Origin of the sequence: Roseibium sp. SCP14 (genome assembly GCF_040329475.1) — a bacterium.
Lineage (GTDB): Bacteria > Pseudomonadota > Alphaproteobacteria > Rhizobiales > Stappiaceae > Roseibium.
The window spans coordinates 533381-557903 of record NZ_JBDZYH010000004.1 but is presented as its reverse complement, the minus strand read 5'-3'; the positions used below and the strand labels follow the sequence as shown (position 1 = coordinate 557903).

Here is a 24523-nt window from a genome sequence, read left to right as displayed (position 1 = left end):
GCGGTTACTCTGTTCACCAAATAATCCCACTCAGCGATACAACCGTAACTTTTAAATTATGAATTTCATCTAGGTAAGTCCGGACTATCGATTGCCGTCCACGGGTGGGAAAATGCTACAGGTACTTCGTTTATTCAAACGGCTGCACAATTCCCGGACACGAACTCAACACGCCAGGGTGCGCGCGTGCGGCCTCCTGCTTGCAATCTTCGCTGCCCTGCCCGTTGCTGTGGCAGAAACAGGATCTGAACCTCTTTCAAAAGACAGGGCCACGATGGTCTTCAGCGAAACCCGGCTGGAGCAGGCCCGCGCCTTTCTGCGAGACAATCCGATCTCTCCTCCCGATACCGCCAGCCCGCGTGCAACGCTGGAGAGTTTTCGCTTTATCATGGGCGAAGTTTCCACTCTTTGGCTGAACGTTCGCAAATCCTACGAAGACGGGACGAACGTCTTTCTGACGGAAGACCAGAAAGACCAGCTCGTAATGCTGGAGGCGCTCATGGAAAAAGCCGAGCGCACTCTCGATCTTTCGGAAATTCCGGAGACCTCCAGAAACCGCGCCGGCATCGAGCTGGCCCTTCAACTTCAGGAAATTCTGGACCGAATTCCTCCGATTGACCTTGAAGCAGTACCTGGAGAAACGGCCGGCACCTTTCGAACGCCTCACAAGGCTGACAACCTGCCTGAATTTTGGACGATTCCTGGAACCAGCCTGAAACTGGCACGGCAGACAGAGGGCGAGCGCCGGGGTCACTATCTGTTTTCCGATGATTCCGTAAAGCGAATTCCGGATGACTATGCGGTCGTCAGCGAGCTGCCACTGCGAGCCGACCGTGGAGAAGACCTCTTCGCTTACTACATCTATACGCCGGGAAACCTGATTGCACCGCGTTGGTACGAACTCTTGTCGGGCGGCCCGACCTGGCTACACAGCCAGTTTGCCGACCAGGCCTACTGGCAATGGGCCGCGTTTATCCTTTTGATCGGTATGTATCTGGCTGGCGCGAGTCTCTATGTTCGCTGGCGGAGATGGCGGGCCGTGTCGGTCTCCGAACGGGCAAGAGTGCTGCAGGCAATCCTTCAACCAGTTGTCCTGATTGCAGGCGCCATGTCATTCCGCTACCTGTGTGAAGATCAGATCAACATCACCGGAACACCTCTGCAGGTGGTCAGCACCGCAACGACCGCAATCGTTTGGACCGCCACGTCATGGCTCGTCTATCGCAGCCTGGAAGTCATTTTCGTCTGGTTCCTACAGGCCCCCACACAGTCCCGTCCAAGTCTGGATGCAAGCCTTATGCGAACCGGATTTCGGGTCGGTTCTCTTGCCATCTCTCTCATGGTGCTGGGGTATGGCGCCACCAAGATCGGCATCCCGATCTATGGCGTGATTGCCGGTCTTGGTGTTGGTGGTCTTGCCATCGCATTGGCCGCTCAGCCCACGATAGAAAACCTGATCGGCGGCATTATCCTATATGCCGATCGAATGGTTCGCGTGGGTGAATATTGCGAGTTCGACGGTTTGTCGGGAACTGTCGAAGCGATCGGCATCAGATCTACTCGCATTCGGGCCCTCGACAGGACATTGATCACCATTTCCAATGCTGACCTCGCAAAACGCAAGATCGTCAACTACAGCCATCGCGACAAGTTCCATTTCCGGCACAAAATCGGCTTGCGCTACGAAACTTCGCCGGAAGCGATCAAGACAGTTCTCATGGAGATCACAGCATATCTGGAGCTTCATGAGAAAGTTGCAGCAGAACCGCTTCGCGTCCGGCTCGTCAGTTTCGATGACTATGCCCAAACCATCGATATCTTCGCCTATGTCACGGCATCCGACACGGACGAGTTCCTGGAAACTCAGCAGGACCTGCTGTTTGAGGTCCACGAGATCGTCATTCGTTGCGGCTCCGACTTCGCCTTCCCCTCTTCCACGATCTATCTTGGCAAGGACAGTGGCTTGCCGGAAGCCAATCTTCTTGAAGGCAAGATGGAACAAGATCGGTCCGGACATCGGGCAGCTTAAAACGAGATTATGTTGCCTCTGCACGGAGCCGGTTTCTCTGTAGGAGAAAGAGGCTCCCTTTGGACTGCCGTTTGTTGCTGTTTCACAATTTACCGTTTGCGATTCACACCATGATATGGCCTGTTAGGGCCTTCTGAACGGGCCAGAATCTTTGCGGCCCGATCCAATCTGTTCAAATTCAAGGATCCGTCATGAGTTCCATCGACAAGGTCTTGGCGCGTATTGACGCCAATCTCGATTCCAGTCTCGATCGCCTGTTCGACCTTCTCAAGATCAAGAGCATTTCGACCGATCCGGCCTTCGCATCACCGTGCCGGGAAGCCGCTGAATGGCTTGCCGGGGAGCTGACCGGGATCGGTATCGAAGCGTCCGTGCGCGACACGGCGGGCCACCCGATGGTTGTGGGTCACAGGAAGTCCGGCAAATCGGGGCCCCATGTTCTTTTCTATGGCCACTATGACGTGCAGCCGGTCGACCCACTGGAGCTGTGGGACCAGGACCCGTTTGAGCCCAGTATCAAGACACGTGAGGACGGCAGCAAAATCATCGTTGCCCGAGGTTCTTCCGACGACAAGGGGCAGCTGATGACCTTCGTCGAAGCGGCCCGCGCGTTCATCGAAGAGACAGGTGATTTGCCGATCGATGTCACAATACTGTTCGAGGGGGAAGAGGAATCCGGCTCCCCGTCCCTGCGCCCTTTCCTGGACGCCCACAAGGACGAACTTTCCTGCGACCTCGCGCTGGTCTGTGATACCGGCATGTGGGACGCGGAAACGCCCGCTATTTCCATCATGCTCCGCGGCATGGTCGGTGACGAGATCGTCGTCAAGGCAGCAAGCCGCGATCTTCATTCCGGCATGTATGGTGGCTCGGCGCAGAACCCGAACCACATTGTTGCCGACATCATTGCCGGGCTTCACGATGAAAACGGCAAGGTCACCCTCCCCGGCTTTTACGACGGCGTTATCGAAATTCCGGAAAACGTCACCAAAATGTGGGAAAAACTCGGATTTTCCGTTGAGAACTTCCTGGGTGATATCGGCCTCAAATACCCGCGCGGAGAAAAGGACCGCACACCGCTGGAACACCTTTGGTCCCGCCCGACTGTGGAAGTGAACGGCATGTGGGGCGGATACCAGGGAGCCGGTTCCAAGACGGTCATCCCTGCCGAAGCTCACGCAAAATTCACCTTCCGCCTCGTCGGTGATCAAGATCCGGAAAAGGTACAGGAAGCCTTCCGCGCTTATGTGCGCTCCAAGATCCCTGCCGACTGCACCGTTGACTTCATCGCCAAGGAAGGCAGCCCGGCGCTAAGGCTTGATTTCAACATGCCTGCCTTGGAAAAGGGCAAGATTGCTCTCCAGGACGAGTGGGGCAAGGAAGCCGCTCTCATCGGTATGGGTGGCTCCATTCCGATTGTGGGGGATTTCAAGCGTATGCTGGGTATGGATTCTCTGCTCATCGGCTTTGGTCTTGAAGACGACCAGATCCATTCTCCAAACGAGAAATACAATCTCACCAGCTTCCACAAGGGCATTCGTTCCTGGGCCCGTGTCCTGGACGAATTGTCGAAAGACTGATCCGGAAACAACTTCGGCGGGTTGACCATTCGGCCCGCCTTCAATCTCAAGGGTTATGGCATGAAATCCATATGCGTCTTCTGTGGCTCAAGCTACGGTGCGCTCGAAGCCTACGGTGAAGCTGCCCGGGAAACAGGACGGGTTATCGCCGAAAATGGCTATCGTCTTGTTTATGGTGGTGCGAAAGTCGGTTTGATGGGAACCGTCGCGGATGCAGCTCTCGCCGCAGGCGGAGAAGTAATCGGTGTTCTGCCGAAGTCCCTGCAAGACAAGGAAATCGGCCACGAAGGCCTCAATGAGTTGTACCTTGTGGGATCCATGCACGAACGCAAGGCACTGATGGCCGAACTGTCCGACGGTTTCATCGCCCTTCCGGGAGGTGTGGGCACCCTGGAAGAGATATTCGAGGTCTGGACATGGGGGCAGCTCGGCTACCACGAAAAACCCTGCGGCTTTCTCAACATCGAAGGCTATTACGATCAGCTGATCGGCTTCCTCGACCATCAGGCACGCGAAGGGTTCACCAAGAAGGCCATGCGTGACATGGCACAGGTCGCCGATACACCTGAAGCGCTGATCGATCTATTCAAGGCCTATACTCCTCCGAACACCCCAAAGTGGATCAAGAAGGACGAAACCTGAGATCAGGAGCCTTTCAGGTCAGGACAACCCTACGTAAGGCACGCGAACTGTGTAAAGGGCTCCGGGATCACTTTGCAAACAAGGCGTTAGTTGCTAAGCCATATTGAAACCGCGCCCAGATCGCGGACGTTCAACTGATATGTGTGTTTAGTCTATGCGCCTTCGTGATTTGGGTCTGACCCTGCTTGCTGCGGTTTCCGTTATCGCCTGTTCTCCGACTACCGATTTTGACGGCACCTCGAACAGGCTCGTCTCGACCTCAAATCTCACCCTGGTGCAGATCACCGAAGACAGCGTCGGCGGAATTACCAGAGAAACCAGTTACGGGTCGAATTCGATCGAAACCGCATTGCCCGGCTTCACCACGGAAGGCGTGCAAACAGCAGTTGAGAACAATACCGAATGGGCACTGGCCGCGTTCAACACCGATGGTTTTCAGGTGCTGCAGGTCTTCAAGGGACAGAATGGCAAAGTCCGCTCCGTGCACGGCGTCACACACCATCTGCAAGGACCGAACGGAGAACGTATCGGCATGACATTTGCCGATATCGGCACAGCGCGTGCCGATTGCCGGGTGGGCAAGAACCTGTGGCGCGGCATGGCCATCTGCAAATCGACCGGCCACCCCAATGTGGAACTGGTCTACGCGATCCCTGGCTACCAGGGGCCATTCAACGAGCTGCCGGCATCCAACGATCTGTTTGATGCAGAACTGCAGCGGATCCTGTGGACTCCCAAGTCCTGATAACCACTAAACATGCGCGTCTGATCGCACCAATACCTTGCCGACCGGCCGCCAGACATTTCTCATCTTGAAGTTTCGTTCGGCAAAGTCCGCGAGCGACATCAGTGTAGGCATGCCCCGGTCCTGAAGGAACGGAAGCGCATTCACATGCAGTCCGGTCCACGGCAGAAACGGGTTCCGGCGCATGTGCCAGTGGATCTCGGTACGTATGGTTGGTTTGTCTGATGGGGTACGCCCGTGAAAGGCAAAGGTATCCGCAACGACAAGCGTGTTCTCAGGCACCGACATCTTGACCGGTTGCGGCAAGCCGAGTGCCTCAAGTTCTTCAGCCTTGATACGGAAGGAACCGCTGGCATGGTGGGACCTGGGATCCCTGGCAGCTGTCAGCGAGCATTGGTATTCCCACTCAAGCCGCTCTTTGGTCAGTTTGTGGGAGCCGGGCACAAAAAAGAACGGTCCATCTTCTTCACCGACGTCCTGAAGGAACAACCACGCTTTCGAAGTGGCATGAAACGTGTCCGCATGAGCGTCTGACTGCGGATCTTTCTTGCTCACCTTCTTCGGTTCCACAAGGACGGTCTGCACGAAGTTCAGAGGATACCCACCCTGTGAAGCCGCATAGCGGATCATTTGCAGGGCACGTGGATCGCGCACCGCTTTAGCAAGCGCTGTGTTCTTCTTCAGGATCTCGGGCGGCAGGAGCGTCATGCGCGTAACGGCCTGTCCCTGACGCATTTCACGGGTCTCGAATGATTGTCCGAATACCTCTTCTTTCAGTTGACTGAACACTTCATCCGGCAGGAAATCCCGGACCAGAAAATAGCCGTTCTCGTCAAAAAAGGCCCGTTGCTCCGGATCCAGAGTTTTCGCCAGGCGGCGCCTGCGTATCGCTGCCTGGTTCGCAGCAATCTGCACTCTATTCCTATGAAGACCCCAGCTGTTCAGTCGTTCACTGCCAAGAAGAGGATTCTTGCGAGGAGACTTGTCGGTCCCGGCCAGGCCGAGAACCCAGATTGGGGCTTTCAAATAGGACAAGGGTGTCATGAACCACCAGAAAGACGAATTTTTGAAACAGGTTTTTCTATCACGTTGAGCCCGCCGGTGTAACAGCGACGTGGCCTCACCGTACAACTTGTCTCCGGTTTCTCGCCAGCCTCACGGCACCTCAGCCAAATGGGGACGGTGACCTTTGGCGATTCCTGGTTTATGGCTTTGTCATGATGAAAAAGGCCCCTTCCCTCGATCCTGAGAAACTTGCAGCGGACCTGACGGCAGGCAAGCGCGCCGCCCTTGCACGCGCCATCACCTTGGTCGAATCCAAGAAGTCCGAGCACCGGCACATGGCGCACCAGTTGATCCAGAAGGTACTGCCGCTGACCGGCAGGGCTTTCCGGCTTGGCATCACGGGTGTGCCGGGTGTCGGCAAGTCGACCACGATCGACACATTGGGGTCCAATCTTACGGCCGCCGGACACAAGGTGGCCGTTCTCGCAGTTGACCCCTCCTCTACCCGTACCGGCGGCTCCATTCTGGGTGACAAGACACGGATGTCGCGTCTCGCGGTTGACCCGAACGCCTTTATCCGGCCTTCACCGTCTGCCGGAACCCTTGGAGGTGTTGCTGCCAAGACCCGTGAGACGATGCTGTTGTGCGAGGCAGCCGGGTTCGACGTGATCCTGGTGGAAACGGTCGGCATCGGCCAGTCGGAAACAACCGTTGCCGATATGGTGGATTTCTTCCTGGTGCTGATGCTGCCAGGCGCCGGCGATGAGTTACAGGGCATCAAGAAAGGTGTCCTGGAAATTGCAGACATGATCGCGGTCAACAAAGCGGAAGGCGAAGGTGCAACGCGTGCCCGCTCCGCCGCATCCGACTACCGCGCTGCACTTCACATTCTGGCTCCCAAAAGCCCGACCTGGACTCCACCCGTCATCACCATTTCCGGCCTGGAAAACGAAGGACTGGACCATCTATGGGAGCAGACCGGCATTTTCCGTGAGCGCATGCAGGCGAGCGGTGAATGGCAGGAGAAACGCAGTCAGCAGCAGGTTGCCTGGATGTGGGATATGCTGCAGCAGCGCATGATGGAAGCTCTCAAAACCAATTCGAAAACAGCCGGTCGGCTCAAAACACTGGAAAGCAGCGTCAGGGACGGAACGACTGCAGTTTCCCTGGCCGTTGACGAGCTGGCCGATCTAATGGGACTGCAGGATTAAAGTTCAAATGGCCAATTCGAGAAAAACCATCCTGGTGACAGGCTTTTCTCCCTTCCCAGGAGCACCGATCAATCCGACGGAAAGACTGATGCGGCGCTTGCCGAAGCGGCTTGGAACGCATCAGTTCAATGTCGAGATGATCTTCCATGTCCTGCCGACGACCTGGGCTGGTCGACAGGAAATCTCGGAAAAGCTTCGAAACGAAATCCGGCCGGACGCCATTGTTCACTTCGGTGTGGACGGAACACGTCGCACGATTAACATCGAAACACGCGCCGTGAACAGAGCCATCCGTGTGCGCCCAGATGCAATCGGAGCATCACCAGACCGTCCGGAGCTTGCCCCTGTGCAGGAACGCTCCAGAAGCGCTACGTTGCCTGCGCGTGCCTTGCGGGACGCGGCACTGACTGGCGGTGCCCCCGCCAGATTGTCGACCGATGCGGGAACCTATCTTTGCAATGCGACCTTGTGGGACTCTGTTGGCTCAGGCATTCCCAGCATCTTCGTCCATGTTCCTGCCCTGCCGAAAGGCCCGAGGGACACGAGACCCGGCTATCCGGCAATTGAAGAAGCTGCCGTCAGGCTTTTGCAGGAAACAGCAAGAAGGATGCGTTGACAGTCCCTAGTTCGCCTTCTTCAAAAGCCATTCCACCTGCCGGATGCAATCGTCAGCCATCTGTTTTGCAAGTCCTGCCCGTCCCAGCACACGCAATCCGAAATAAGCTGACAGGATCCCTCTTGCGGTCTCCCGAGCCGTTGCCTTGTCAACGCTGGCGTCTTCAATCAGAGCTTTGAAAAAGGCATTCTCCAGCCTGTGGACCATTGCCTGTAGCTTGGCTTCCGCTTCACCTCCGGCCGCCGCCTTGTCGACCAGCGCGTTGCACAGGAAACATCCGAGCCGGTCACCATCGTGATCGATGGCTTCGGCAACTTTTCCGAACAACCCCAGAATACGTTCTGCTCCCGAGCCGTTTTCCCGGTCGGAAAGAAAGGCAACCGTGCCGCTGATAACCTTGTCGTTGTAGTGATCAAGCGATGCCAGATAGATCGAATGCTTGTCCTGAAACGCCTTGTAGAACGAGCCCTTGGTGATCTCCATAGCCGACAGCAACTCGGCCAACGAGGCTTCTTCGTAGCCCAGGTCCCAAAACAGCGTCATCGCCTTGTCCAGCGCCACTTCAGGATCGAATTCACGCGGTCTTGCCATTCGTTCACCTGAAATCCGACCTCACAATCGGATCACCTTGTCCTCACGCCGTTGTGTTTTGTACCGATTGGTTCCTAACCCTATCTTGGGTTCACCGGCACGGGATTGAGCGTAGCCCGCTCAGTTTGGAACCAAATGGTACCTAAAAACGAATATCAGGGCAATCTCCTCCGCGCTGGCAAAAGTTCAACCCTTTGGGAGTTTTTCGTTATGTTCAAGAATCTGGTTCGCGGTTCCGTCGCTGCGCTCGTTGTTGCCGGTGGCCTCATCTCCAGCGCATTCGGTGCTGGCTTCGACGTCAACGCAACTATCACCGGCCTTGCCCTGCGCGGCGTGGATCCCGTCTCCTACTTCACCAACGGCGCCCCGCAGGATGGCGACTTTTCCATCACCGAAGTCCACAACGGAGCGACCTATCGTTTTGTTTCTGAAGAAAACCGCGACCTGTTCAAGCAGGACCCGGACAAGTATCTTCCGCAATATGGCGGCTTCTGCGCATTCGGCACCGCAATGGGCGTGAAGGTTGATGGCGATCCGGATCTCTGGAAGATCGTTGACGGCAAGCTTTACCTGAACCTGTCTGAAAGCATCCAGGAACGCTGGAACAAGGACATTCCGGGCTTCGTCAACACGGCTGACGGCAACTGGGATGGTATCAAGGACACCGATCCGAGTGAACTCTAAGCTTCGCGAACCTTTCTGAAGCACAAAAACCGGTTGGGCGCATGCCTGACCGGTTTTTTATTTCAGACGAAGATCAGCGCAATTCTGCGCATTCCGGCACGCCTCTTGCTGTTTTCAGGTCAAGAACCAACGCGAATCCCAACTCGGGACGCTGACAGCGATTGGCAAGGCCGATGACACGTGAAAATGCAAAACTGAACCGCCGCGCGTTTCTTGCCGGGACAACCTTGTTCCTTTCCGGGACGGCAGCAAACGCGCAGATGAAGATTGCGGATCTCAGAGGATCGATCGATTCGGTGGATCTGGGCCTGATTCCGAATGCCGCCGACGACCAGACCGCGCAGTTCCAGAATGCGGTGAACAGGGCCGTGGAACGCGGACGGGCGCTGTTTCTGCCTGCAGGCACTTATCCGGTCGCCAATCTCCGCCTGCCTTCCGGAACGCTCATCGTCGGTGTTCCAGGCCGGACAAAATTGGTCTACCAGGGTGGCGGAGGCCAATTGATCAGAGCCGAGGGCGTCAATAATATCGGTCTGACCGGAATTACCTTCGATGGTGCCAATCGGTCCATCGGTGATTTCACCGAAGGTCTCCTGCATTTCATCGGTGTGCGCAATGTCACGCTGGACAATTGCGAAATCGCCGGATCTTCAAAGACAGGCCTTGTGCTCGATCGCTGCTCTGGCCGTGTCGACAATTGCCGAATATCCGGCGCCGCCGAAGCCGGGCTTCGATCCAACGAAGCGACCGGACTTGCCATAACCGGCAACACGGTAACCGATTGCGCCAACGGTGGCATCTGGGTGCATCGCTGGCGCGAAGGTGAAGACGGAACCATCGTATCAGGAAACAGGGTTGAGCGTATCGGCGCACGCTATGGCGGCACCGGTCAGTTTGGCAACGGTATCAACGTTTTCCGCGCTCACGGTGTGATGATTTCCAACAATCGTGTCGCGGATTGCGCCTTTTCCGCCATACGCTCCAACACGGGTTCAAACGTGCAGATCATCGGCAATTCGTGTTTGCGCTCCGGAGAAGTTGCCATCTATTCCGAGTTCGGCTTCCAGGGAGCCGTAATCTCCAACAACATCGTTGACGGCGGCACGACAGGAATTTCCATCGCCAACTTCATGGATGGCGGCCGAATGGCGGTCTGTTCGGGTAACCTCGTTCGCAACATTTCCGAAGACGGCCCCTACCCGCCGGAAGTTGACGGTTTTGGCATGGGCATCGTGGCGGAAGCTGACACCACCTTGACCGGCAACGTCATTGAAGGGGCTCCCAAATTCGGCATGTTGCTGGGCTGGGGGCCTTACCTGCGCAACATCGCAGCTTCTCAAAACGTGATCCGTGATTGCGGAACCGGTATCGCCGTGACTGTCGTGGACGGCGCCGGCTCCGCAATCATCACAAACAACATCATTCAGGGTTCGAAATCAGGTGCCATCAACGGCTACCGTTGGTTGGAAAAGGCAACGGGTGAGCTCAATGACGCCTCCAGGTTCCCGAATCTGACAGTCAGCGGCAATCAGATTGCTGCGTGACTATCTATCAGACGGAAACTCCAATCTCCGTGAGGGCCTCTTGCGGAGCTTTCAAGCAAAGCTCATGTTCTAGGAAAGTTTGTTACCACTTGGATCGTCCGCTGTTTGCCAACGTAGTCCAGATGAAACGTGTCCCACAAAGGGCTCGGTGCGCGGGTACGGGCTTAAGCGGAAAAAGGACCAGAGCGACACGGCATGGCGGAACACCAATGAACTCGACAAGCGACCAGCCAGAAATCCGCCGCGCGCACATGCGGGATGCTAAAGCTCTCAAGAATTGTATCGATCGTGCCTATTCATCAGCAAAAGCGCGGCTGCCTGACTTACCGGATGTGTCAGCAGGGCTTCGTGAGGATATTGCCGACAAGGTCGTATTTGTTGCCGAAACCTCGGGTCTGATAGCAGGCGTTGCAATTCTGGGCATTGAAAACGGGAATGCCCATCTTGCAAACATTGCCGTGGACCCGGGTCAAAAGGGAAAGGGCATCGGCAAGGCACTGATGGAAACCGTTCAGAGGTTCGCAAAGCAACAAGGTGCAACCGAACTCAGGCTGGCCACTCATGTCGGCATGCCGGAGAACGTTTCCCTCTACACCCACCTTGGTTGGCACGAAACATCAAGAACCGGCAACAAGATTCTGATGGCAAAGAAGTTATGACGGATCTCAACCTTACCCTGGCAAGGCAGATTTCAGCAGAGACAGGAATTCATCGCGGGGCCTGATATGACCGGCTTCGGCACCTCGCCGGGTCAGGATCGACGGATTGACCAGACTGTCCAGAAGCGCGGCTTCATCTTCGTTAAGCTCCAGCATGACTTCCAGGATGGTCGCCATCATGACTTCCGAGGCCCGCGTTGCACCATCTTCGCATTTCAGGGCAACGCCAAATCCCAATTCGGGAATTGACGCGCAAAATACGCCTTCTGCGCCGGTTTTGACAAAGACGCGTCCACGAAAGCCTTCCATGACCCGCGTGCAGAACCTACCCGCACCAGCGACCATGTAAGGCTCGTTGATGCAGGCGTCGTAGATCCGTTCAGCGGCCTCTGCGCGCAAGGGGTCCAACCCCTCGCCCGTCCCGAACGCGGCAAATGCCCGGGCAAAACTCTTTAGCGGCGATGCGTAGGTCGGTATTGAACAGCCATCAGTACCGCAGACATCCTCCGACAGGGTATCCCCGGTCATCTGCTCCATCACCAGGCGCACTTCACGCTGAACCGGATGATCCGGTTCCACATACCCTTTGGTCTCGACGCCCATGACCTTGGCCAGTCCAAGGAACCCCGCATGCTTGCCGGAACAATTGTTGTGAAGCCCGCAAGGCGTCTCGTCGGCCAGGATGAGCTTGGCGGCGTCTTCCATGCGCTGTGGCCATTGCGGCCCACATTCCAGCGCATCGTCGCTCAATCCTGCTTTCATGAGCATGACACGAGCAGAATTGGCATGAACTTCTTCGCCATTGTGGGAAGCACAGGCAAGGGACAATTCGGCATCGGTCAGGTCAAGCGCATCGGCCGCACCGGATTCCACCAAGGGCAAAGCCTGCAGCGCCTTGATGGCGGAACGCGGGAACACGCGCGCATCGACATCGCCTATCCCGCAAACCAGCTTGCCTTCCGCATCAACAATCGCGACGCTCCCCCGATGCAGACTTTCAGTCAGCTTGCCGCGGGTGACGTCTACCAGAGTCGGATTGTCCATGAAGTTTCTCATCCTGATCAGATTACATGTTCCAAGCTAAGCGGATTCGGGATTGGCCGCAGTCAAAAATGCCGAGAGGCGCGAAAGAGCTTCATCGATCACCTCATCCTTTTTACAGAAACAGAACCGGATGAAACCCGTTGGTGCGTCATCCCCATAAAATGCGGAAACCGGAACGGCTGCAACACCTGCCTCCTTGACCAGTCTCTCGCAGGCCTCGACATCGGAGCTTCCCAGGTTCAGGCCGTCAATTCCACAGGTCAAAAAGTAGGTTGCCGCACACGGCAACACTGTAAAGCCGAGTGCCCTCAATCCTTTTGCCATCCGGTCGCGTTTGCCGCTCAACTCGGTAGCCAGTCCTGAATAGTAGCTGTCGTCCTTTTGCAGGCCGAAGGCGACCGCTTTTTGCAAAGCAGGCGGCGTGGTAAAGGTAACCCATTGATGGGCCTTGGAAATCGGATCCATCAAAGTCGCCGGACCGGTCACATAACCGACCTTCCAGCCGGTCAGCGAAAACGTTTTTCCGGCTGAGCCGATACGAACCGTTCGTTGACGCATGCCATCAAAGGCCATCAAAGGCTTGTGCTTCTGATTGTCGAAAACCAGATGCTCGTAGACTTCATCGCAAATCGCGTAGGCATCGTGTTCAAGGCAAAGATCGGCAATCAGCTGCAATTCATCCTCGGAAAAAACCTTCGCCGTCGGGTTCATCGGATTGTTGATCAGAACCGCCTTGGTTCTTGAAGAAAAGGCAGCCCGAAGCGCGGCTTTGTCCAGGTCCCAGTGGGGAGGTGTCACTCGAACACGAACCGGGATTCCGCCAGCTTGTTGTACCAGGGGAAGATAACAGTCGTATAGCGGCTCGATCAGAACCACTTCGTCACCTGGCGAGACCAGCGCAAAGATGCAGTCGGCAAGCGCTTCCGTCGCGCCGGACGTTACCAGCACTTCGCTTTGCGGATCGACCTCCAGACCGTAAAATCGCCTGTTCGCCTCGGCAACTGCCTGACGCAATTCCGCAACGCCCAACATGGGTGGATACTGGTTCGGGCCTTCGACAAGCGCCCTGGCCGCAACTTCGCGAATATCGAGCGGCCCGTCCACATCCGGAAAACCCTGCCCCAGATTCACCGCACCGTGGGCCATGGCGAGGCGAGACATGGTTTCAAAGACTGTCGTATCGATTCCGGCAAAGACCGGGCTGGTCGGTTTCATGTTCCCTCCGGCAAATGGTTATGCCGGTTCTAGTCCGACCCGAAATTTCCGTCGAGTGTTTTCGTGAATGATCCGGATGCATGCCCGGACAGGTCCGCTGCGAGATGGCCCCATGACCTAAACGAGATCAGGACCGTCCCCCGTAAAATTCCTGAGCGATCCTGTCGACAAAACCTTCCTCGAGCAATTCCTTGACGACACGGTTCAACTCGTCAAGTCGGAGGGCCCATTCGGAACGTTTTGAAACACCCAGATAGAGATCGACCTTGTTACCTGGATTGTAGGGCGTTTTCTCGATAGATCCTGAAAGACCAAGCCGTTCGACATGATAGTCGACCTGACAATCTGTTCCGATCATGACCGCGAAGCGCTCTTTGACCAACATATCGACGAGCGTCTGCTCCTGCGGCACACCGATCTTGTCGAGGTTCTGATCAGCGTCGAACCGCTCGAAATAGGCGGAATGCAGAACATAGCCGATCTGATGCCGGTAAAGGTCTTCGTAGGATCTGATCTGGTCTCCGCGACCGGTAACCGTATAGAACGCTGTAGTGCATTTGAAATAGGGCGTGTCGGTGTAAGCAATGTATTTCGCTCTGTCATCCCGGTAGGCCAGTCCGGTCATGACATCGACGGCACCGCTTTCCATTGAAGCCAATCCACGTCCCCAAGGCATCTTGATGACCTTGAGACCGGCATCTGTCCTTCGTGCGACTTCTTCGATGAATTCCAGATCAAGTCCGATCAGCCCGGCATCGCTGGAAATGCGAAAGGGAGGCCAATCATCTGTTGCCATCACCATGTCGGATGCCCGCGCCGGGACGATTGCCAAGGCAACGGATAGAAACGCCCCAATCAACCGGACACGAGCACCAAGCAAAACTACAACCTCTAGCAACCATCCTTCGACAGTCATTATGTGGCATCACCAAATAGTATGTAGTTATACTTATCAACTTCGTTAATTTTAACCAACCGGATCAGAATAAAATTTCACAACATTCTACAAAATCAATGCCGAAATCTTGCAACTTACTGGACACACGAAGGTTGCAAACTCTCCTTCAAGTTTCCAACTAACTACTTCCAGTACATTATGACCGAGCAATCCCGCGAAACGATAAAAGGACTCGTTCCATCGAAACAGCATGGCAGCCATTCAATCGAAACCTTGCTGCCGCGCAGTAAATCAACTACAAGGGCCAAAATTGATTTAGGTCAATAAGCCTGACCCAGGCAACTTGGCTGACCTTCGCAACCATACAAGTGAACGACTGGAGCTCGACTTGTCCGCACGTGCCGAGGCCCCTGCGCCTGTACAATCGACCAAACTTGATGCCTCCCGCATCAAAACGGAGCTGCTCGCCGGTCTGACGGTTGCACTGGCTCTGGTGCCTGAAGCCGTCGCCTTTGCCTTTGTTGCCGGTGTAAATCCGCTTGTTGGTCTTTATGCGGCTTTCTTCGTCGGTCTGATCACCGCATGCATCGGCGGCCGCCCTGGCATGATTTCAGGTGCGACCGGCGCTCTTGCGGTTGTCATGGTTTCGCTTGTTGCCCAGCACGGGGTCGAATACCTCTTCGCCACGGTGGTGCTGATGGGCATCATGCAAATCATCGTCGGCGCGCTCAAATGGGGCAAGTTCATCCGCATGGTGCCGCACCCGGTCATGCTCGGGTTCGTGAACGGCCTCGCTATCGTGATTTTCCTGGCCCAGCTCGGACAGTTCAAGGTTCCGGACGGTGCCGGCGGACTGGCCTGGATGACCGGTTCACAGCTCTATCTGATGCTTGGCCTGATCGCTCTCACCATGGCCGTGATCTGGTTCCTGCCGAAAATCACCACAGCTTTCCCGGCACCTCTGGCCGGTATCCTCGTGGTTTCAGCGCTGGTGCTTGGCTTCAACCTCGACACGCGTTCGGTCGGTGACCTGGCATCCATCGCGGGCGGTCTGCCCGAGTTCCACATTCCGATGGTTCCACTGAACCTTGAAACCCTGCAGATCATCTTCCCCTATGCATTGATCCTGGCGGCAATCGGTCTGATTGAGTCGCTGCTGACGCTCAATCTCGTTGCCGATCTCACCAACACCAAGGGTGGCGCTTCCAAGGAATGCCTGGCTCAGGGCACCGCGAACATCGTCACCGGCTTCTTCGGTGGCATGGGCGGCTGTGCCATGATCGGTCAGTCGATGATCAACGTGAAGTCGGGCGCCCGCACCCGCATCTCCGGCATTGCTGCGGCCCTGTTCCTGCTGTCCTTCATCGTGATTGCCTCTCCGCTGATTGAACAGATCCCAGTGGCCGCGCTGGTCGGTGTGATGTTCATGGTCGTGATCGGTACATTCGCCTGGGCCAGCCTCAAGATCATGCACAAGATCCCGTTGACCGATGCATTGGTGATGATCGTTGTAACCTGCGTTACTGTTTACGCCGACCTCGCGGTGGCAGTTGTCGTTGGTGTCATCATCTCCGCCCTCGCATATGCCTGGAACGCAGCCAGCCGCATCAGCGCACGCATCGGCAAGAGCAAGGAAGGCTGGAAGGTCTATCGTCTCTCCGGACCGCTGTTTTTCGGCTCCACCACCGGCTTCGTCGATCTGTTCGACCTGAAAAACGATCCGGAGGACGTTGTCGTCGACTTTATCGACAGCCGCGTTGTCGACCATTCCGGTCTGGAAGCCATCGATGCACTTGCCTCCAAATACGAGGCAGCCGGCAAGCGCCTGCATCTGCGCCACCTGTCGCCCGACTGCCAGAAACTGCTTCACAAAGCCGGAAACCTGGTGGAAGTCTCGGTTCTTGAAGATCCGGACTATGAAGTCGCGGTCGATTACGGCCATACGTTCGACGAACCGCAAAAGGCGTCCTGAGGGCGCCCGCCGGTCTAAGCAAACCGGACAAGATCATCAAACCCCGTTGGCTCTTCTGCCTTCGGGGTTTTTCTTTGGATTTACGTTCAACTTCGCTCTGTCAGGTTCTGTCGACCCCGAGCCGAATTCACGCCTCGTTTTCGAAGTTGCACTATTCCTTTGACAATTCGTGCTGGTAAGGTCTGGCAGCGCTTAAAGATGCAACCGGGATAACACTGTGTCGTTTCGCACCAAGCTCTTCATCACCCCGACCCTGGCGACCGTCATCGGAACATTTGTCCTGCTGACCGCCGCTTCCATCCTGATCATTCAGGCACTGACATCTGAAAAGGTCGTCCGGCAGTTGGGCGGCGTTGTGGTCGATCTCGGCATGGAGAGCTCGGAAATAGCCTTCATCGAACAGCTCCACGCCGTTGTAGAGACGGCAAAATACACGGAAGCCAGTTGGGACAGGAACGAATTCAGTTTCGACAGCCCTGAGCTGATAATCGCTTACCTCTACGGCGCCCTGGCTCCGATGGACCGGGTCTCCTTCCTGGTTCTGGTAGATGAGCACGGCGAAGGCATTGATGTTGACCGTGGCGATGCGGACGGCCATCTGCTGGCCGGAGCAGTAGAGCTCGCATCGGAAATTCCTTCGCTGATACCGCTCACTGAAAAAGCGGCGAAGCAAACAGCTCCGTTCTGGAGCGAAGCGGTATTCATGCCGAGCCGCGAACACACCTATTTCGTCTATACGCACCCCTTCTATGAGAATGGAAAATATCGCGGCAGTCTGTTGACCGGCATGTCTCTTGAGCGGATGTCCGACATCACCTGGCACATCTCGACAGAGGACATCACGGTCTTTCTGTTGAAGGAAGGAACGCATGAAGTCATTGCCCATCCGGTGCTTTTCGAAAATTTCGACAAACTTACTCCGGAAACCCCTCTCCTTCATGTCAGTCAGGTCTCCGATACCTTCCTGTCCGACTTCAGCGAAATGCCGAAAATCAAGAACTCGACCTTCGACATTGCCGAAGGTCTGGATCTCCATGCAGGCTACGATAACGACGGTTACAAGCGCTTCGTCATCATTGAGCAGAACAACGAAAACCTCATGGGAATGCCGGCCCGTATTGGCGTCCATTTTCCAGCGGAATATCTGGATCAGCCTCTTCAACAACTGACGACCGCAATTTTTGTCGGCACGGGTCTGCTTCTGTTGTCCCTGCTTGGCGCCATCGTGCTGGCGCGCCGGATTGCCCGCCCGGTTCAAAGAGCCGCTGTCGCCGCAAAGGATGTCGCGAATCTCAACCTGAGCGCCGTCGACCCGCTTCCTTCCAGCGTGATCCGTGAGTTGGATGATTTGTCCAAGGGCTTCAATGCGATGGTTGGTGGCTTGACCGCCTTCAACCGCTATGTCCCCAAGACGCTGGTGCAAAAACTCCTGTCGGAAGGCCGAGCCGACGCACCGCCCGAAGAACGCGAGGTCGCCGTGCTCTTCACCGATATCGCCGGCTTTACTTCGGCTTCGGAGGGGATGTCGGCAACCGAAACCGCTGCATTCGTCAACCACCATCTTTCGATACTTGGTGAGGAGATCAGCAGGCAGGACGGGACTATCGACAAATATATCGGTGACAGCGTCATGGCTTTTTGGGGGGCACCTGAACGCCTGGACAACCCGGCAGAACACGCAGCCCGCGCGGCTCTGGGCATGGCAACGGCGATCCATGCGGACAACCTGGAGCGCGTATCTCGCGGCGAGCCACCGGTACGCATTCGGATCGGGATTCACCTCGGGCCGCTGGTCGTCGGCGACATCGGCGCACCGGGCCGCGTCAACTACACGGTGATCGGCGACACGGTGAACGCAGCTTCTCGACTTGAAAGTCTTGGCAAGGAGATCGACCCGGAGGCCGAAGTCATGATCCTTGCGTCTGAGGAAATTGCCTCCAACCTGAGCGGCGACATCCGCCAGGAACGTATCGGACCGCAAATGGTCAAGGGACGTGTCGAACCGCTCCAGGTGGTGAGACTACTGTTTTGAAGCTTTGAAAGGGCTTCGATCAGGCAATCACAGCCAGCGCCGCATAACTTGCAAGGCCATAGAGACATAAAAGGCTCAGGCTCATGAAGAGCCCGCGCAAACCGTCCCTGCCCGTCAGGTAGCTGAACGAATAGCCAAGCCGCGCGGCACCGAAACCCGCAATCCAGACGACTGCAGCGGTATCGGCCGGTGAAGTGACGCTGAACACAAGTACCAGGAGCACGAAATAGACGGTATTTTCCGTACTATTGCGATGCGCGTTGTGCCGTCTTTCCAGCTCTTCCAGGCCTTTTGGAGCTGTATCCTCGCGTTTCCTGCCACTTGCCTGCCATTCCTCAGGTGTTGCGTACATTCCAAATTTCACTCGCGTCAGCTCGGTTGTCGTCATCAGCCAGGTGTGATTGGCCAGAAGCAAGACGGCTGCGATCACCAGCGCAATGATCACCGGTTTACTTGGCAGTGCGATTGCAATCGGATGAATTCCAAAAAGCAGAACATTCAGCACCAGGCTGATCGCGATCAATGCAAACGGATAAGCAAGAATGAAGAAACGAGCTCGTTGTCTGCGTTCGTCTTGCACGAAATCCATGAATTGAAGTTCTCCATTGAAATTACTTGATGTCGAGAAACACCACGGAACAACGTTTGCCAAACTTTATCCAACTAGTTTCCTCTGACCGGATCAAGATCGAGTGGCTTGGAATGAAATGCAAGAGGCATGAGTTCGGATTGATTTGCACGTTTTCAAGAAGAAAGTTCACCGGAACAGCAAATTTGCACGCGATTACTTTGCCCTGATCAATCACCCGCGATATGGATTGAGAGAAGTTTTCCGATCTGCAGGCAGGAGTTTATCCATCAACCGGCGCTTCCACATCACCCCGACTTTGACCACCGTGATCGGGGCCTTTGTATCGATAACAGCCGCGCTGGTGCTGCTTGTTCAGGCCTCGACCTCGGAAAAGGTGGTGCGCGATCTTGGGGGCGAACTGATAAATGTCGGGCTCGGCGCCCTCGATCAGGCTTTTTCAGATCAGATCGAGGCGGTTGAGGAAGCCAGCAAGTTTACTGTTGCCGCACTCAATACCGGCAGTATCCTGATCGACCATCCGCAGGAAGTCGCCGACTACCTGTTCGGAGCACTTTCTTCGATGGAGCACGTTTCCTTCGTTATCGTCGCCGACCGGAACGGAAACTTCATCCAGATAGATCGAGGTGCGGGCGACGGTATCCTCATTCCACAATTTGTACCCGTCACCGACAAGACACACGCGCTCGCGAACCTGATCCAGTCTTCAGCAACAAAGACGACTGCCTTCTGGACTGAACCACAATATTACAGCGCCCGCCAACATACCTATGTCGCCCATGTCCAGCCTGTTCTTGACGAGGGTCGCTATGAAGGTCTGGTGATCATGGCGATGTCGGTGCAGCGTCTTTCGGAAATCACTGACGAAATTTCGACAAACCTGGTCACGGTCTTCATGATCAATCCAGACAGCAATGATGTGATTGCACATCCGGAGCTGGGTAGGGTTTTCGACCAACTGTCTCCGGTAAATCCGCTCATTGCCATTGAAAATGTCCCAGACAGTTTTCTCGCAAACTTTGACCTGACCGAAGAGGTAGATCCTGCAGGTTATGGAATTGGCGAAGGTCATGAGCTGCGTTTTGGCTTTGACGAGCATAACGACAAGCGCTTTGTGATCCTGGACAATGACCAGCAAGGCCTATCGGGTCTGCCGGTTGCCATCGGAGCTCACTTTCCTGCAGCCATTCTGGAACAGCCCCTGGACCAGCTGACCGATTCCATTGTCATCGGCGTCGCGCTTCTGGGCCTTTCCCTGGTAGGTGCCGGTCTTCTGGCGCACCGGATCGGGCAGCCAATTCGCAGAGCCGCAACGGGTGCACGCGCGGTCGCAAAACTCGATCTGGACGCAGTCAAGGAGCTCCCGCGCAGCTCTGTTCGTGAGTTGGATGATCTTGCCAGCGGGTTCAATTCCATGGTCAGCGGCCTCGATGCTTTCCGGCGCTACGTTCCAAAGGCGCTGGTGCTCAAGCTGTTGAAGGAAGGCCGCGCGGACGCACCTCCTGAGGAACGCGAGGTTGCGGTGCTGTTTACCGACATTGCCGGCTTCACCTCCGCATCCGAGGGCATGTCCGCCACTGAAACGGCTGCATTCGTCAACCACCATCTGTCTCTTCTCGGCGCTGAAATCCGCATGAACGGCGGCACGATCGACAAGTATATCGGTGACAGCGTCATGGCCTTTTGGGGTGCTCCCGATCATCTGGACAACCCGGCCGAACATGCCGCGCGCGCGGCCGTCGGTATGGCCAGAGCGATCCATGCAGACAATCAGAAGCGAAGGTCTGAAGGGAAATCACCTGTTCGCATTCGGGTCGGATTGCATCTCGGTCCGCTGGTGGTTGGAGATATCGGCGCGCCGGAACGGGTCAACTATACGGTCATCGGCGATACCGTGAATGCGGCGGCAAGACTGGAAAGCCTCGGCAAGGAAATAGATCCCGATGCCGAAGTCGTCATTCTGGTATCAGAGGAAGTTGCCAAAAATCTCGACGAAGACTTCCATATGCAGACAATCGGTGCGCAAATGGTGAAGGGCAAGGCAGAGGCGCTGCAAGTGGTTCGCCTGATCGTGTCAGACACTGTGCAGTAACATTCCCCACTCTCCTCGCACGCGACTTGTCAGCAGATCCTTCGACTTGTCCCTCAGCCCGATGGGCTCACAGCTGTCTGTCAGCAGAGGCTCACACCCGATAGATGTTCCTGAAAAGGCCGACTGCCCGAATTTGAACAACACAATGAACCGTTGCTGAACGCCACATTCAGCACGAGTTCCAAACGGGCTGACTAAGTTCGCTCCTGTCATCGCAACGCGGCGCCGCCGCACCGACAGGAGGAAGTCAGAAATGTTCCGCAAAGTTGTTCTTGGCACGACTGCAGCCCTTTTTCTTTCCGCAGCCGCCCTGCCCGCATATGCAAACGGCATCAACATCGAGCAGTTCGGTTTCGGTCACGTCACCGGCGGAAGCCAGGAAGGTTTCAACAACCTGATCGGTGTTTTCCAGGATGGTCATGCAAATGAAACCATTGCCAAGCAGTTCGGCAACCACAACACAACAGCAGTCGGTCAGACTGGAGCACATCATTTTGCCGACACATGGCAGAACGGCTTCGGCAATTCAGCCGGCGTTGGCCAGTTCGGCACCAACCACAATGCAATCATGACCCAGGACGGCAACGGCAACATTGCAGCCGGCGTCCAGGTTGGTCACGGCTGCGATGCATCGGTGAACCAGACAGGTTCCGACAACGTCGCCGCTTTCGTCCAGACCTGTCCTTAATTTCATACCCGCTCCCCGGACTTCGGTGGCCTGATCAAATGGCCACCGAGGGGCCCCAAGGAGGATACCATGAAGACCAATATCAAAGCCGCCGGCCTCGCCGCACTGATCGCAGCCTTCGGCGTCACCTACTACGCAACCGATGTCACCCAGGCCCATGAAACCGGAAACGCCTGCATCATCACGTCGCAAACCGCTCGTGGATCAATCGCCCTCACGGGAATTGCCAACGGCGCTGCCGGGCAGAAAGGCGAGTATCGCTTCACTGTGAAAGGAGGCGGCGCAGCTGGATCCACCTCAACAAGCCAGGGCGGTGTCTTTGAAATCGGCAACAGCGGCAAGGCAGAAACCGGTCGCGTCGTACTCGGCAGGGACGGGGTCTACGACGCCCGCCTCAAATTCGAGCTGGATGGGGAAACCCATGAATGCAGCGTGCTCATCGGCGACCGGATCTGAAACCCGATACCAACCTGAATTGATTTCCCGGAGGAAGAAGCAATGAAACTGACCATCAAACGCATGATGATCGCCGCCGCCACGATCGGCACTCTAACCGCGACACCCGCTCTGGCAGGCGGCTCCTTCAGCTTCACCCTGAACCCGCAGAGTGCCGAACAGCATCAACTGATGCGCGCGGGGCTTTTCGCTGCCGCCATGGCCAATGACATGAGCAAGCAAGGTGGCATCAAGCAGAACGGTTTCGGCAATGCTGCCGGGATTCTGCAAAACGGGTTTGGCAACCAGGGCATCGTCATTCAGGATGGAAATGGCCACAATGGAACCATCCGGCAGAACGGCAACGACAATGCATACGGCCTCTTTCAGTTTGGTCGGAACACGAATGGGCACGTCGTGCAAAACGGACATGGCCGGACCGGTACAACCTTCCAGTTCGGCTGGTAAATGCGCACCCCGGTTGAACACTCCGTTCTCAGCGCCAGGTCCGGTCATGCCGGGCTCCGCGCTCAACGCGACAATTTTCCGTTCAGTTGCCGCAGCAAAGGAATATCTCTTTCCCGATGGCCGTTTCACTCAGCACCTGCAAGAACTTCTAAACGCATCAGGAGAATCGCCCTTCCTTAGCGATACCCCCCATATGGGGGGCGCAACATCAGGCTGATTGAACTTAGCTTTACATGGAAAGTCGCCTTGAGATTGTGTGCATGGTTGTAGAACCCGTATCCGCTCGGAGCGACAATTCGATTGCCCCATCGTTGCGGTCGACCGAATACTTTATGCTTATTGGAGCTTGGACACCGGCTTCGGCTGGATTGCCCGAGCTCTGAAAGAAACTATTCAAATCATAGTGTGCTTAGGCGCTGCCGCATTTGCGGCGGCGCCTTTTTTGTTTGCCCAAGCTTGGTTGCGCGCTAGCGCATCTTGAAGAAACAAAATCGTTCGACCAGACGCAAAAGATCTTTCTGCGAGCGACAGTTGGTTTTTGCCAATACGTTTTTCAAGTGTTTGCGCGCGGTATCGATGGCAATCCCGCGTTTACGGCTGTGTGCCGAAAGATCTTGTCCCGATGCAACTGCAGTCAGGACAAACTCTTCGCTCACGGTCAAACCGAACAGTCCGGAAAACTTCTTGATCTCCTCAACATCCGGTCCGGGGCCGGTATCCATCGGAACGAATGTAACAGCCAGCACGCTACCGCTTCCATCGATCCCACCGAGAAGAGGCAGAAATCTCACACCGATCTGCTGTCCCGTCAGGTCTGCAAGTGCCACGCATTCCTGAGCCCCCATGGAGAGGTGACCAAGAGGTTGTGCACCAAACGAAGTCATGGCAGTTGCAAATCGGAAGTTCAATCCTGAATCCCGAAAGATCAGATTCCGGTTCGCCATCGTGAACAGTCCGAGTTTTTGCAACTCCTCGGCCTCGGAATTGGCAAAGAGGACTTTTCCCCTGGGTGTCAACAAGATGACCCCCATGCCTTTGCGTGAAAGAACCGTGCCAAGCGTATCCACACGGGACCGGGCTTCGGACAACTCAAGGTGAATTCTCAATGCCTGGCGCGCGTGGCCCAAAAGATGTTGCTGGGCAGCAAGCTGCGCTGGCTTCCAAGGCTCCTCTTCGTAGAGAGAAAATCCGAGCCAACTCAGCCTGCCAGGCATCGCCAGCTGGGCACCGGCTACTTCATAAAGTCCAAATGGAAGCAAGTTCTCGTGGTAGACGGGGCTCGCCAGGCGCTCGTCTTCAGTCCAAAGCAGATCACCATGAAGAACCTTTCCGACCGGTCCGTTCAAGATTCTTGGAAACCGAACGTCGAGATCGGCATAGGTCTCAAGGTAATCACGGTGAAAATCAGGATCCATGCGGATCGTCACGAACAGGTCGTCACGTTCATCCGTAAAGCTCTGAGAAAAGAAGTGACAGCTTTTTGCATTCAGCGCATCCGTTGCTGCCTGCATCGCGCCTTGCCAAAGTTCAGGTGTCACTGCCGCTTCATAGAACTGCTCAATCGCGGCATTCAGCTTATTGTGATCAACCGTCATTCTGCCCCCTGCCGAATGATGTTTCACTATCTAGCTAGAGTTAGCTCCTCATGAATTCAAGACTTTCAATACCACCAACGGCTTAACGCTTCGTCATTATGCAAATCTATTCTGATGGAAAACGGTTTCTGCACGATGACTTCTAATCTATCACCAGTCTTCCGCCACAGGATCAATTGAGGTTTGCTA

Annotated in this window: 22 protein-coding genes; 15 read left to right on the top strand and 7 right to left on the bottom strand. The window is 55.7% G+C overall.

All coding sequences use genetic code 11. The features are described 5' to 3' along the window. Window positions 1-274 precede the first annotated feature (274 nt). The 4 genes from ABLQ08_RS19605 to ABLQ08_RS19590 all read left to right on the top strand — a co-directional run bounded on the left by ABLQ08_RS19605 (window position 275) and on the right by ABLQ08_RS19590 (window position 4996). Window positions 275-2029, top strand: a complete 1755-nt coding sequence (locus ABLQ08_RS19605; RefSeq protein WP_352945368.1) for a mechanosensitive ion channel family protein — start codon at window positions 275-277, stop codon at window positions 2027-2029. Window positions 2030-2220: 191 nt separating this feature from the next. Continuing rightward, window positions 2221-3609 carry a dipeptidase gene (locus ABLQ08_RS19600; protein ID WP_352945367.1) on the top strand — a complete coding sequence of 463 codons (1389 nt, stop codon included), beginning with the start codon at window positions 2221-2223 and terminating at the stop codon, window positions 3607-3609. 60 nt (window positions 3610-3669) lie between these two features. Beyond that, a complete protein-coding gene (locus ABLQ08_RS19595) occupies window positions 3670-4251 on the top strand; it encodes a TIGR00730 family Rossman fold protein (protein ID WP_352945365.1) in 582 nt (193 codons plus the stop codon). A 154-nt stretch (window positions 4252-4405) separates the two neighbouring features. Continuing rightward, window positions 4406-4996, top strand: coding sequence for a DUF1131 family protein (locus ABLQ08_RS19590; protein ID WP_352945363.1), 591 nt, complete (start codon window positions 4406-4408; stop codon window positions 4994-4996). A 6-nt stretch (window positions 4997-5002) separates the two neighbouring features. On the opposite strand, the gene ABLQ08_RS19585 is transcribed toward ABLQ08_RS19590, so the two are convergent. Next, on the bottom strand, window positions 5003-6040 hold the full coding sequence (locus ABLQ08_RS19585; RefSeq protein ID WP_352945361.1) for a phytanoyl-CoA dioxygenase family protein: 1038 nt from the start codon (window positions 6038-6040) through the stop codon (window positions 5003-5005). A gap of 173 nt (window positions 6041-6213) precedes the next feature. Here ABLQ08_RS19585 and meaB point away from each other — a divergent pair, with 173 nt between their 5' ends. After that, window positions 6214-7212, top strand: a complete 999-nt coding sequence (gene meaB / locus ABLQ08_RS19580; RefSeq protein ID WP_352945359.1) for a methylmalonyl Co-A mutase-associated GTPase MeaB — start codon at window positions 6214-6216, stop codon at window positions 7210-7212. Between the two features lie 7 nt (window positions 7213-7219). Continuing rightward, complete coding sequence (locus tag ABLQ08_RS19575; protein ID WP_352945358.1) at window positions 7220-7828, top strand: peptidase C15; 609 nt, start codon at window positions 7220-7222, stop codon at window positions 7826-7828. 6 nt (window positions 7829-7834) lie between these two features. Here ABLQ08_RS19575 and ABLQ08_RS19570 read toward each other — a convergent pair whose 3' ends face one another. Continuing rightward, window positions 7835-8419 (bottom strand): TetR/AcrR family transcriptional regulator, encoded by a 585-nt coding sequence (locus ABLQ08_RS19570; protein WP_352945356.1) that lies wholly within the window; start codon window positions 8417-8419, stop codon window positions 7835-7837. A 210-nt stretch (window positions 8420-8629) separates the two neighbouring features. Between ABLQ08_RS19570 and ABLQ08_RS19565 the strand changes: the two genes are divergently transcribed. From ABLQ08_RS19565 to ABLQ08_RS19555, 3 genes are all read left to right on the top strand, one after another. Further along, a complete protein-coding gene (locus ABLQ08_RS19565; RefSeq protein ID WP_352945354.1) occupies window positions 8630-9103 on the top strand; it encodes a YHS domain-containing (seleno)protein in 474 nt (157 codons plus the stop codon). Window positions 9104-9276: 173 nt separating this feature from the next. Then, window positions 9277-10647, top strand: coding sequence for a TIGR03808 family TAT-translocated repetitive protein (locus ABLQ08_RS19560; protein ID WP_352945352.1), 1371 nt, complete (start codon window positions 9277-9279; stop codon window positions 10645-10647). Between the two features lie 209 nt (window positions 10648-10856). Continuing rightward, window positions 10857-11306 carry a GNAT family N-acetyltransferase gene (locus ABLQ08_RS19555; protein WP_352945351.1) on the top strand — a complete coding sequence of 150 codons (450 nt, stop codon included), beginning with the start codon at window positions 10857-10859 and terminating at the stop codon, window positions 11304-11306. 12 nt (window positions 11307-11318) lie between these two features. Here the strand turns inward: ABLQ08_RS19555 and ABLQ08_RS19550 are convergent, their stop codons facing one another. The 3 genes from ABLQ08_RS19550 to ABLQ08_RS19540 all read right to left on the bottom strand — a co-directional run bounded on the left by ABLQ08_RS19550 (window position 11319) and on the right by ABLQ08_RS19540 (window position 14481). Further along, a complete protein-coding gene (locus ABLQ08_RS19550; RefSeq protein WP_352945349.1) occupies window positions 11319-12350 on the bottom strand; it encodes an asparaginase in 1032 nt (343 codons plus the stop codon). A 36-nt stretch (window positions 12351-12386) separates the two neighbouring features. Beyond that, window positions 12387-13565, bottom strand: coding sequence for an aminotransferase (locus ABLQ08_RS19545; protein ID WP_352945347.1), 1179 nt, complete (start codon window positions 13563-13565; stop codon window positions 12387-12389). Between the two features lie 127 nt (window positions 13566-13692). After that, window positions 13693-14481: a substrate-binding periplasmic protein gene (locus ABLQ08_RS19540; protein ID WP_352945345.1), complete on the bottom strand. Its 789-nt coding sequence runs from the start codon at window positions 14479-14481 to the stop codon at window positions 13693-13695. 370 nt (window positions 14482-14851) lie between these two features. Here ABLQ08_RS19540 and ABLQ08_RS19535 point away from each other — a divergent pair, with 370 nt between their 5' ends. Both ABLQ08_RS19535 and ABLQ08_RS19530 read left to right on the top strand, forming a co-directional pair. Then, the gene (locus ABLQ08_RS19535) at window positions 14852-16435 is read left to right on the top strand and encodes a SulP family inorganic anion transporter (protein ID WP_352945344.1); all 1584 of its coding nucleotides are present in this window, start codon (window positions 14852-14854) and stop codon (window positions 16433-16435) included. 217 nt (window positions 16436-16652) lie between these two features. Next, entirely contained in the window at window positions 16653-18467 is a 1815-nt protein-coding gene (locus ABLQ08_RS19530; RefSeq protein ID WP_352945342.1) for an adenylate/guanylate cyclase domain-containing protein, read from the top strand. 19 nt (window positions 18468-18486) lie between these two features. On the opposite strand, the gene ABLQ08_RS19525 is transcribed toward ABLQ08_RS19530, so the two are convergent. Continuing rightward, entirely contained in the window at window positions 18487-19056 is a 570-nt protein-coding gene (locus tag ABLQ08_RS19525; RefSeq protein ID WP_352945340.1) for an MAPEG family protein, read from the bottom strand. 229 nt (window positions 19057-19285) lie between these two features. Here ABLQ08_RS19525 and ABLQ08_RS19520 point away from each other — a divergent pair, with 229 nt between their 5' ends. The 4 genes from ABLQ08_RS19520 to ABLQ08_RS19505 all read left to right on the top strand — a co-directional run bounded on the left by ABLQ08_RS19520 (window position 19286) and on the right by ABLQ08_RS19505 (window position 22739). Continuing rightward, the gene (locus ABLQ08_RS19520; RefSeq protein ID WP_352945338.1) at window positions 19286-21148 is read left to right on the top strand and encodes an adenylate/guanylate cyclase domain-containing protein; all 1863 of its coding nucleotides are present in this window, start codon (window positions 19286-19288) and stop codon (window positions 21146-21148) included. 253 nt (window positions 21149-21401) lie between these two features. Continuing rightward, the gene (locus ABLQ08_RS19515; protein WP_352945336.1) at window positions 21402-21836 is read left to right on the top strand and encodes a curlin; all 435 of its coding nucleotides are present in this window, start codon (window positions 21402-21404) and stop codon (window positions 21834-21836) included. Window positions 21837-21905: 69 nt separating this feature from the next. Then, on the top strand, window positions 21906-22292 hold the full coding sequence (csgH, locus tag ABLQ08_RS19510; protein WP_352945334.1) for a curli-like amyloid fiber formation chaperone CsgH: 387 nt from the start codon (window positions 21906-21908) through the stop codon (window positions 22290-22292). 42 nt (window positions 22293-22334) lie between these two features. After that, on the top strand, window positions 22335-22739 hold the full coding sequence (locus tag ABLQ08_RS19505; protein ID WP_352945332.1) for a curlin: 405 nt from the start codon (window positions 22335-22337) through the stop codon (window positions 22737-22739). A 467-nt stretch (window positions 22740-23206) separates the two neighbouring features. Here ABLQ08_RS19505 and ABLQ08_RS19500 read toward each other — a convergent pair whose 3' ends face one another. After that, window positions 23207-24334 (bottom strand): helix-turn-helix transcriptional regulator, encoded by a 1128-nt coding sequence (locus tag ABLQ08_RS19500; RefSeq protein ID WP_352945330.1) that lies wholly within the window; start codon window positions 24332-24334, stop codon window positions 23207-23209. Window positions 24335-24523 lie beyond the last annotated feature (189 nt).

Excerpts from the sequence above, each read along its gene's own strand:
- ABLQ08_RS19605 (WP_352945368.1), top strand. The coding sequence starts at position 275 with ATGGTCTTCAGCGAAACCCGGCTGGAGCAGGCCCGCGCCTTTCTGCGA.
- ABLQ08_RS19600 (WP_352945367.1), top strand. The coding sequence starts at position 2,221 with ATGAGTTCCATCGACAAGGTCTTGGCGCGTATTGACGCCAATCTCGAT.
- ABLQ08_RS19595 (WP_352945365.1), top strand. The coding sequence starts at position 3,670 with ATGAAATCCATATGCGTCTTCTGTGGCTCAAGCTACGGTGCGCTCGAA.
- ABLQ08_RS19590 (WP_352945363.1), top strand. The coding sequence starts at position 4,406 with ATGCGCCTTCGTGATTTGGGTCTGACCCTGCTTGCTGCGGTTTCCGTT.
- ABLQ08_RS19585 (WP_352945361.1), bottom strand. The coding sequence starts at position 6,040 with ATGACACCCTTGTCCTATTTGAAAGCCCCAATCTGGGTTCTCGGCCTG.
- meaB (WP_352945359.1), top strand. The coding sequence starts at position 6,214 with ATGATGAAAAAGGCCCCTTCCCTCGATCCTGAGAAACTTGCAGCGGAC.
- ABLQ08_RS19575 (WP_352945358.1), top strand. The coding sequence starts at position 7,220 with ATGGCCAATTCGAGAAAAACCATCCTGGTGACAGGCTTTTCTCCCTTC.
- ABLQ08_RS19570 (WP_352945356.1), bottom strand. The coding sequence starts at position 8,419 with ATGGCAAGACCGCGTGAATTCGATCCTGAAGTGGCGCTGGACAAGGCG.
- ABLQ08_RS19565 (WP_352945354.1), top strand. The coding sequence starts at position 8,630 with ATGTTCAAGAATCTGGTTCGCGGTTCCGTCGCTGCGCTCGTTGTTGCC.
- ABLQ08_RS19560 (WP_352945352.1), top strand. The coding sequence starts at position 9,277 with ATGACACGTGAAAATGCAAAACTGAACCGCCGCGCGTTTCTTGCCGGG.
- ABLQ08_RS19555 (WP_352945351.1), top strand. The coding sequence starts at position 10,857 with ATGAACTCGACAAGCGACCAGCCAGAAATCCGCCGCGCGCACATGCGG.
- ABLQ08_RS19550 (WP_352945349.1), bottom strand. The coding sequence starts at position 12,350 with ATGGACAATCCGACTCTGGTAGACGTCACCCGCGGCAAGCTGACTGAA.
- ABLQ08_RS19545 (WP_352945347.1), bottom strand. The coding sequence starts at position 13,565 with ATGAAACCGACCAGCCCGGTCTTTGCCGGAATCGATACGACAGTCTTT.
- ABLQ08_RS19540 (WP_352945345.1), bottom strand. The coding sequence starts at position 14,481 with ATGACTGTCGAAGGATGGTTGCTAGAGGTTGTAGTTTTGCTTGGTGCT.
- ABLQ08_RS19525 (WP_352945340.1), bottom strand. The coding sequence starts at position 19,056 with ATGGATTTCGTGCAAGACGAACGCAGACAACGAGCTCGTTTCTTCATT.
- ABLQ08_RS19515 (WP_352945336.1), top strand. The coding sequence starts at position 21,402 with ATGTTCCGCAAAGTTGTTCTTGGCACGACTGCAGCCCTTTTTCTTTCC.
- csgH (WP_352945334.1), top strand. The coding sequence starts at position 21,906 with ATGAAGACCAATATCAAAGCCGCCGGCCTCGCCGCACTGATCGCAGCC.
- ABLQ08_RS19505 (WP_352945332.1), top strand. The coding sequence starts at position 22,335 with ATGAAACTGACCATCAAACGCATGATGATCGCCGCCGCCACGATCGGC.
- ABLQ08_RS19500 (WP_352945330.1), bottom strand. The coding sequence starts at position 24,334 with ATGACGGTTGATCACAATAAGCTGAATGCCGCGATTGAGCAGTTCTAT.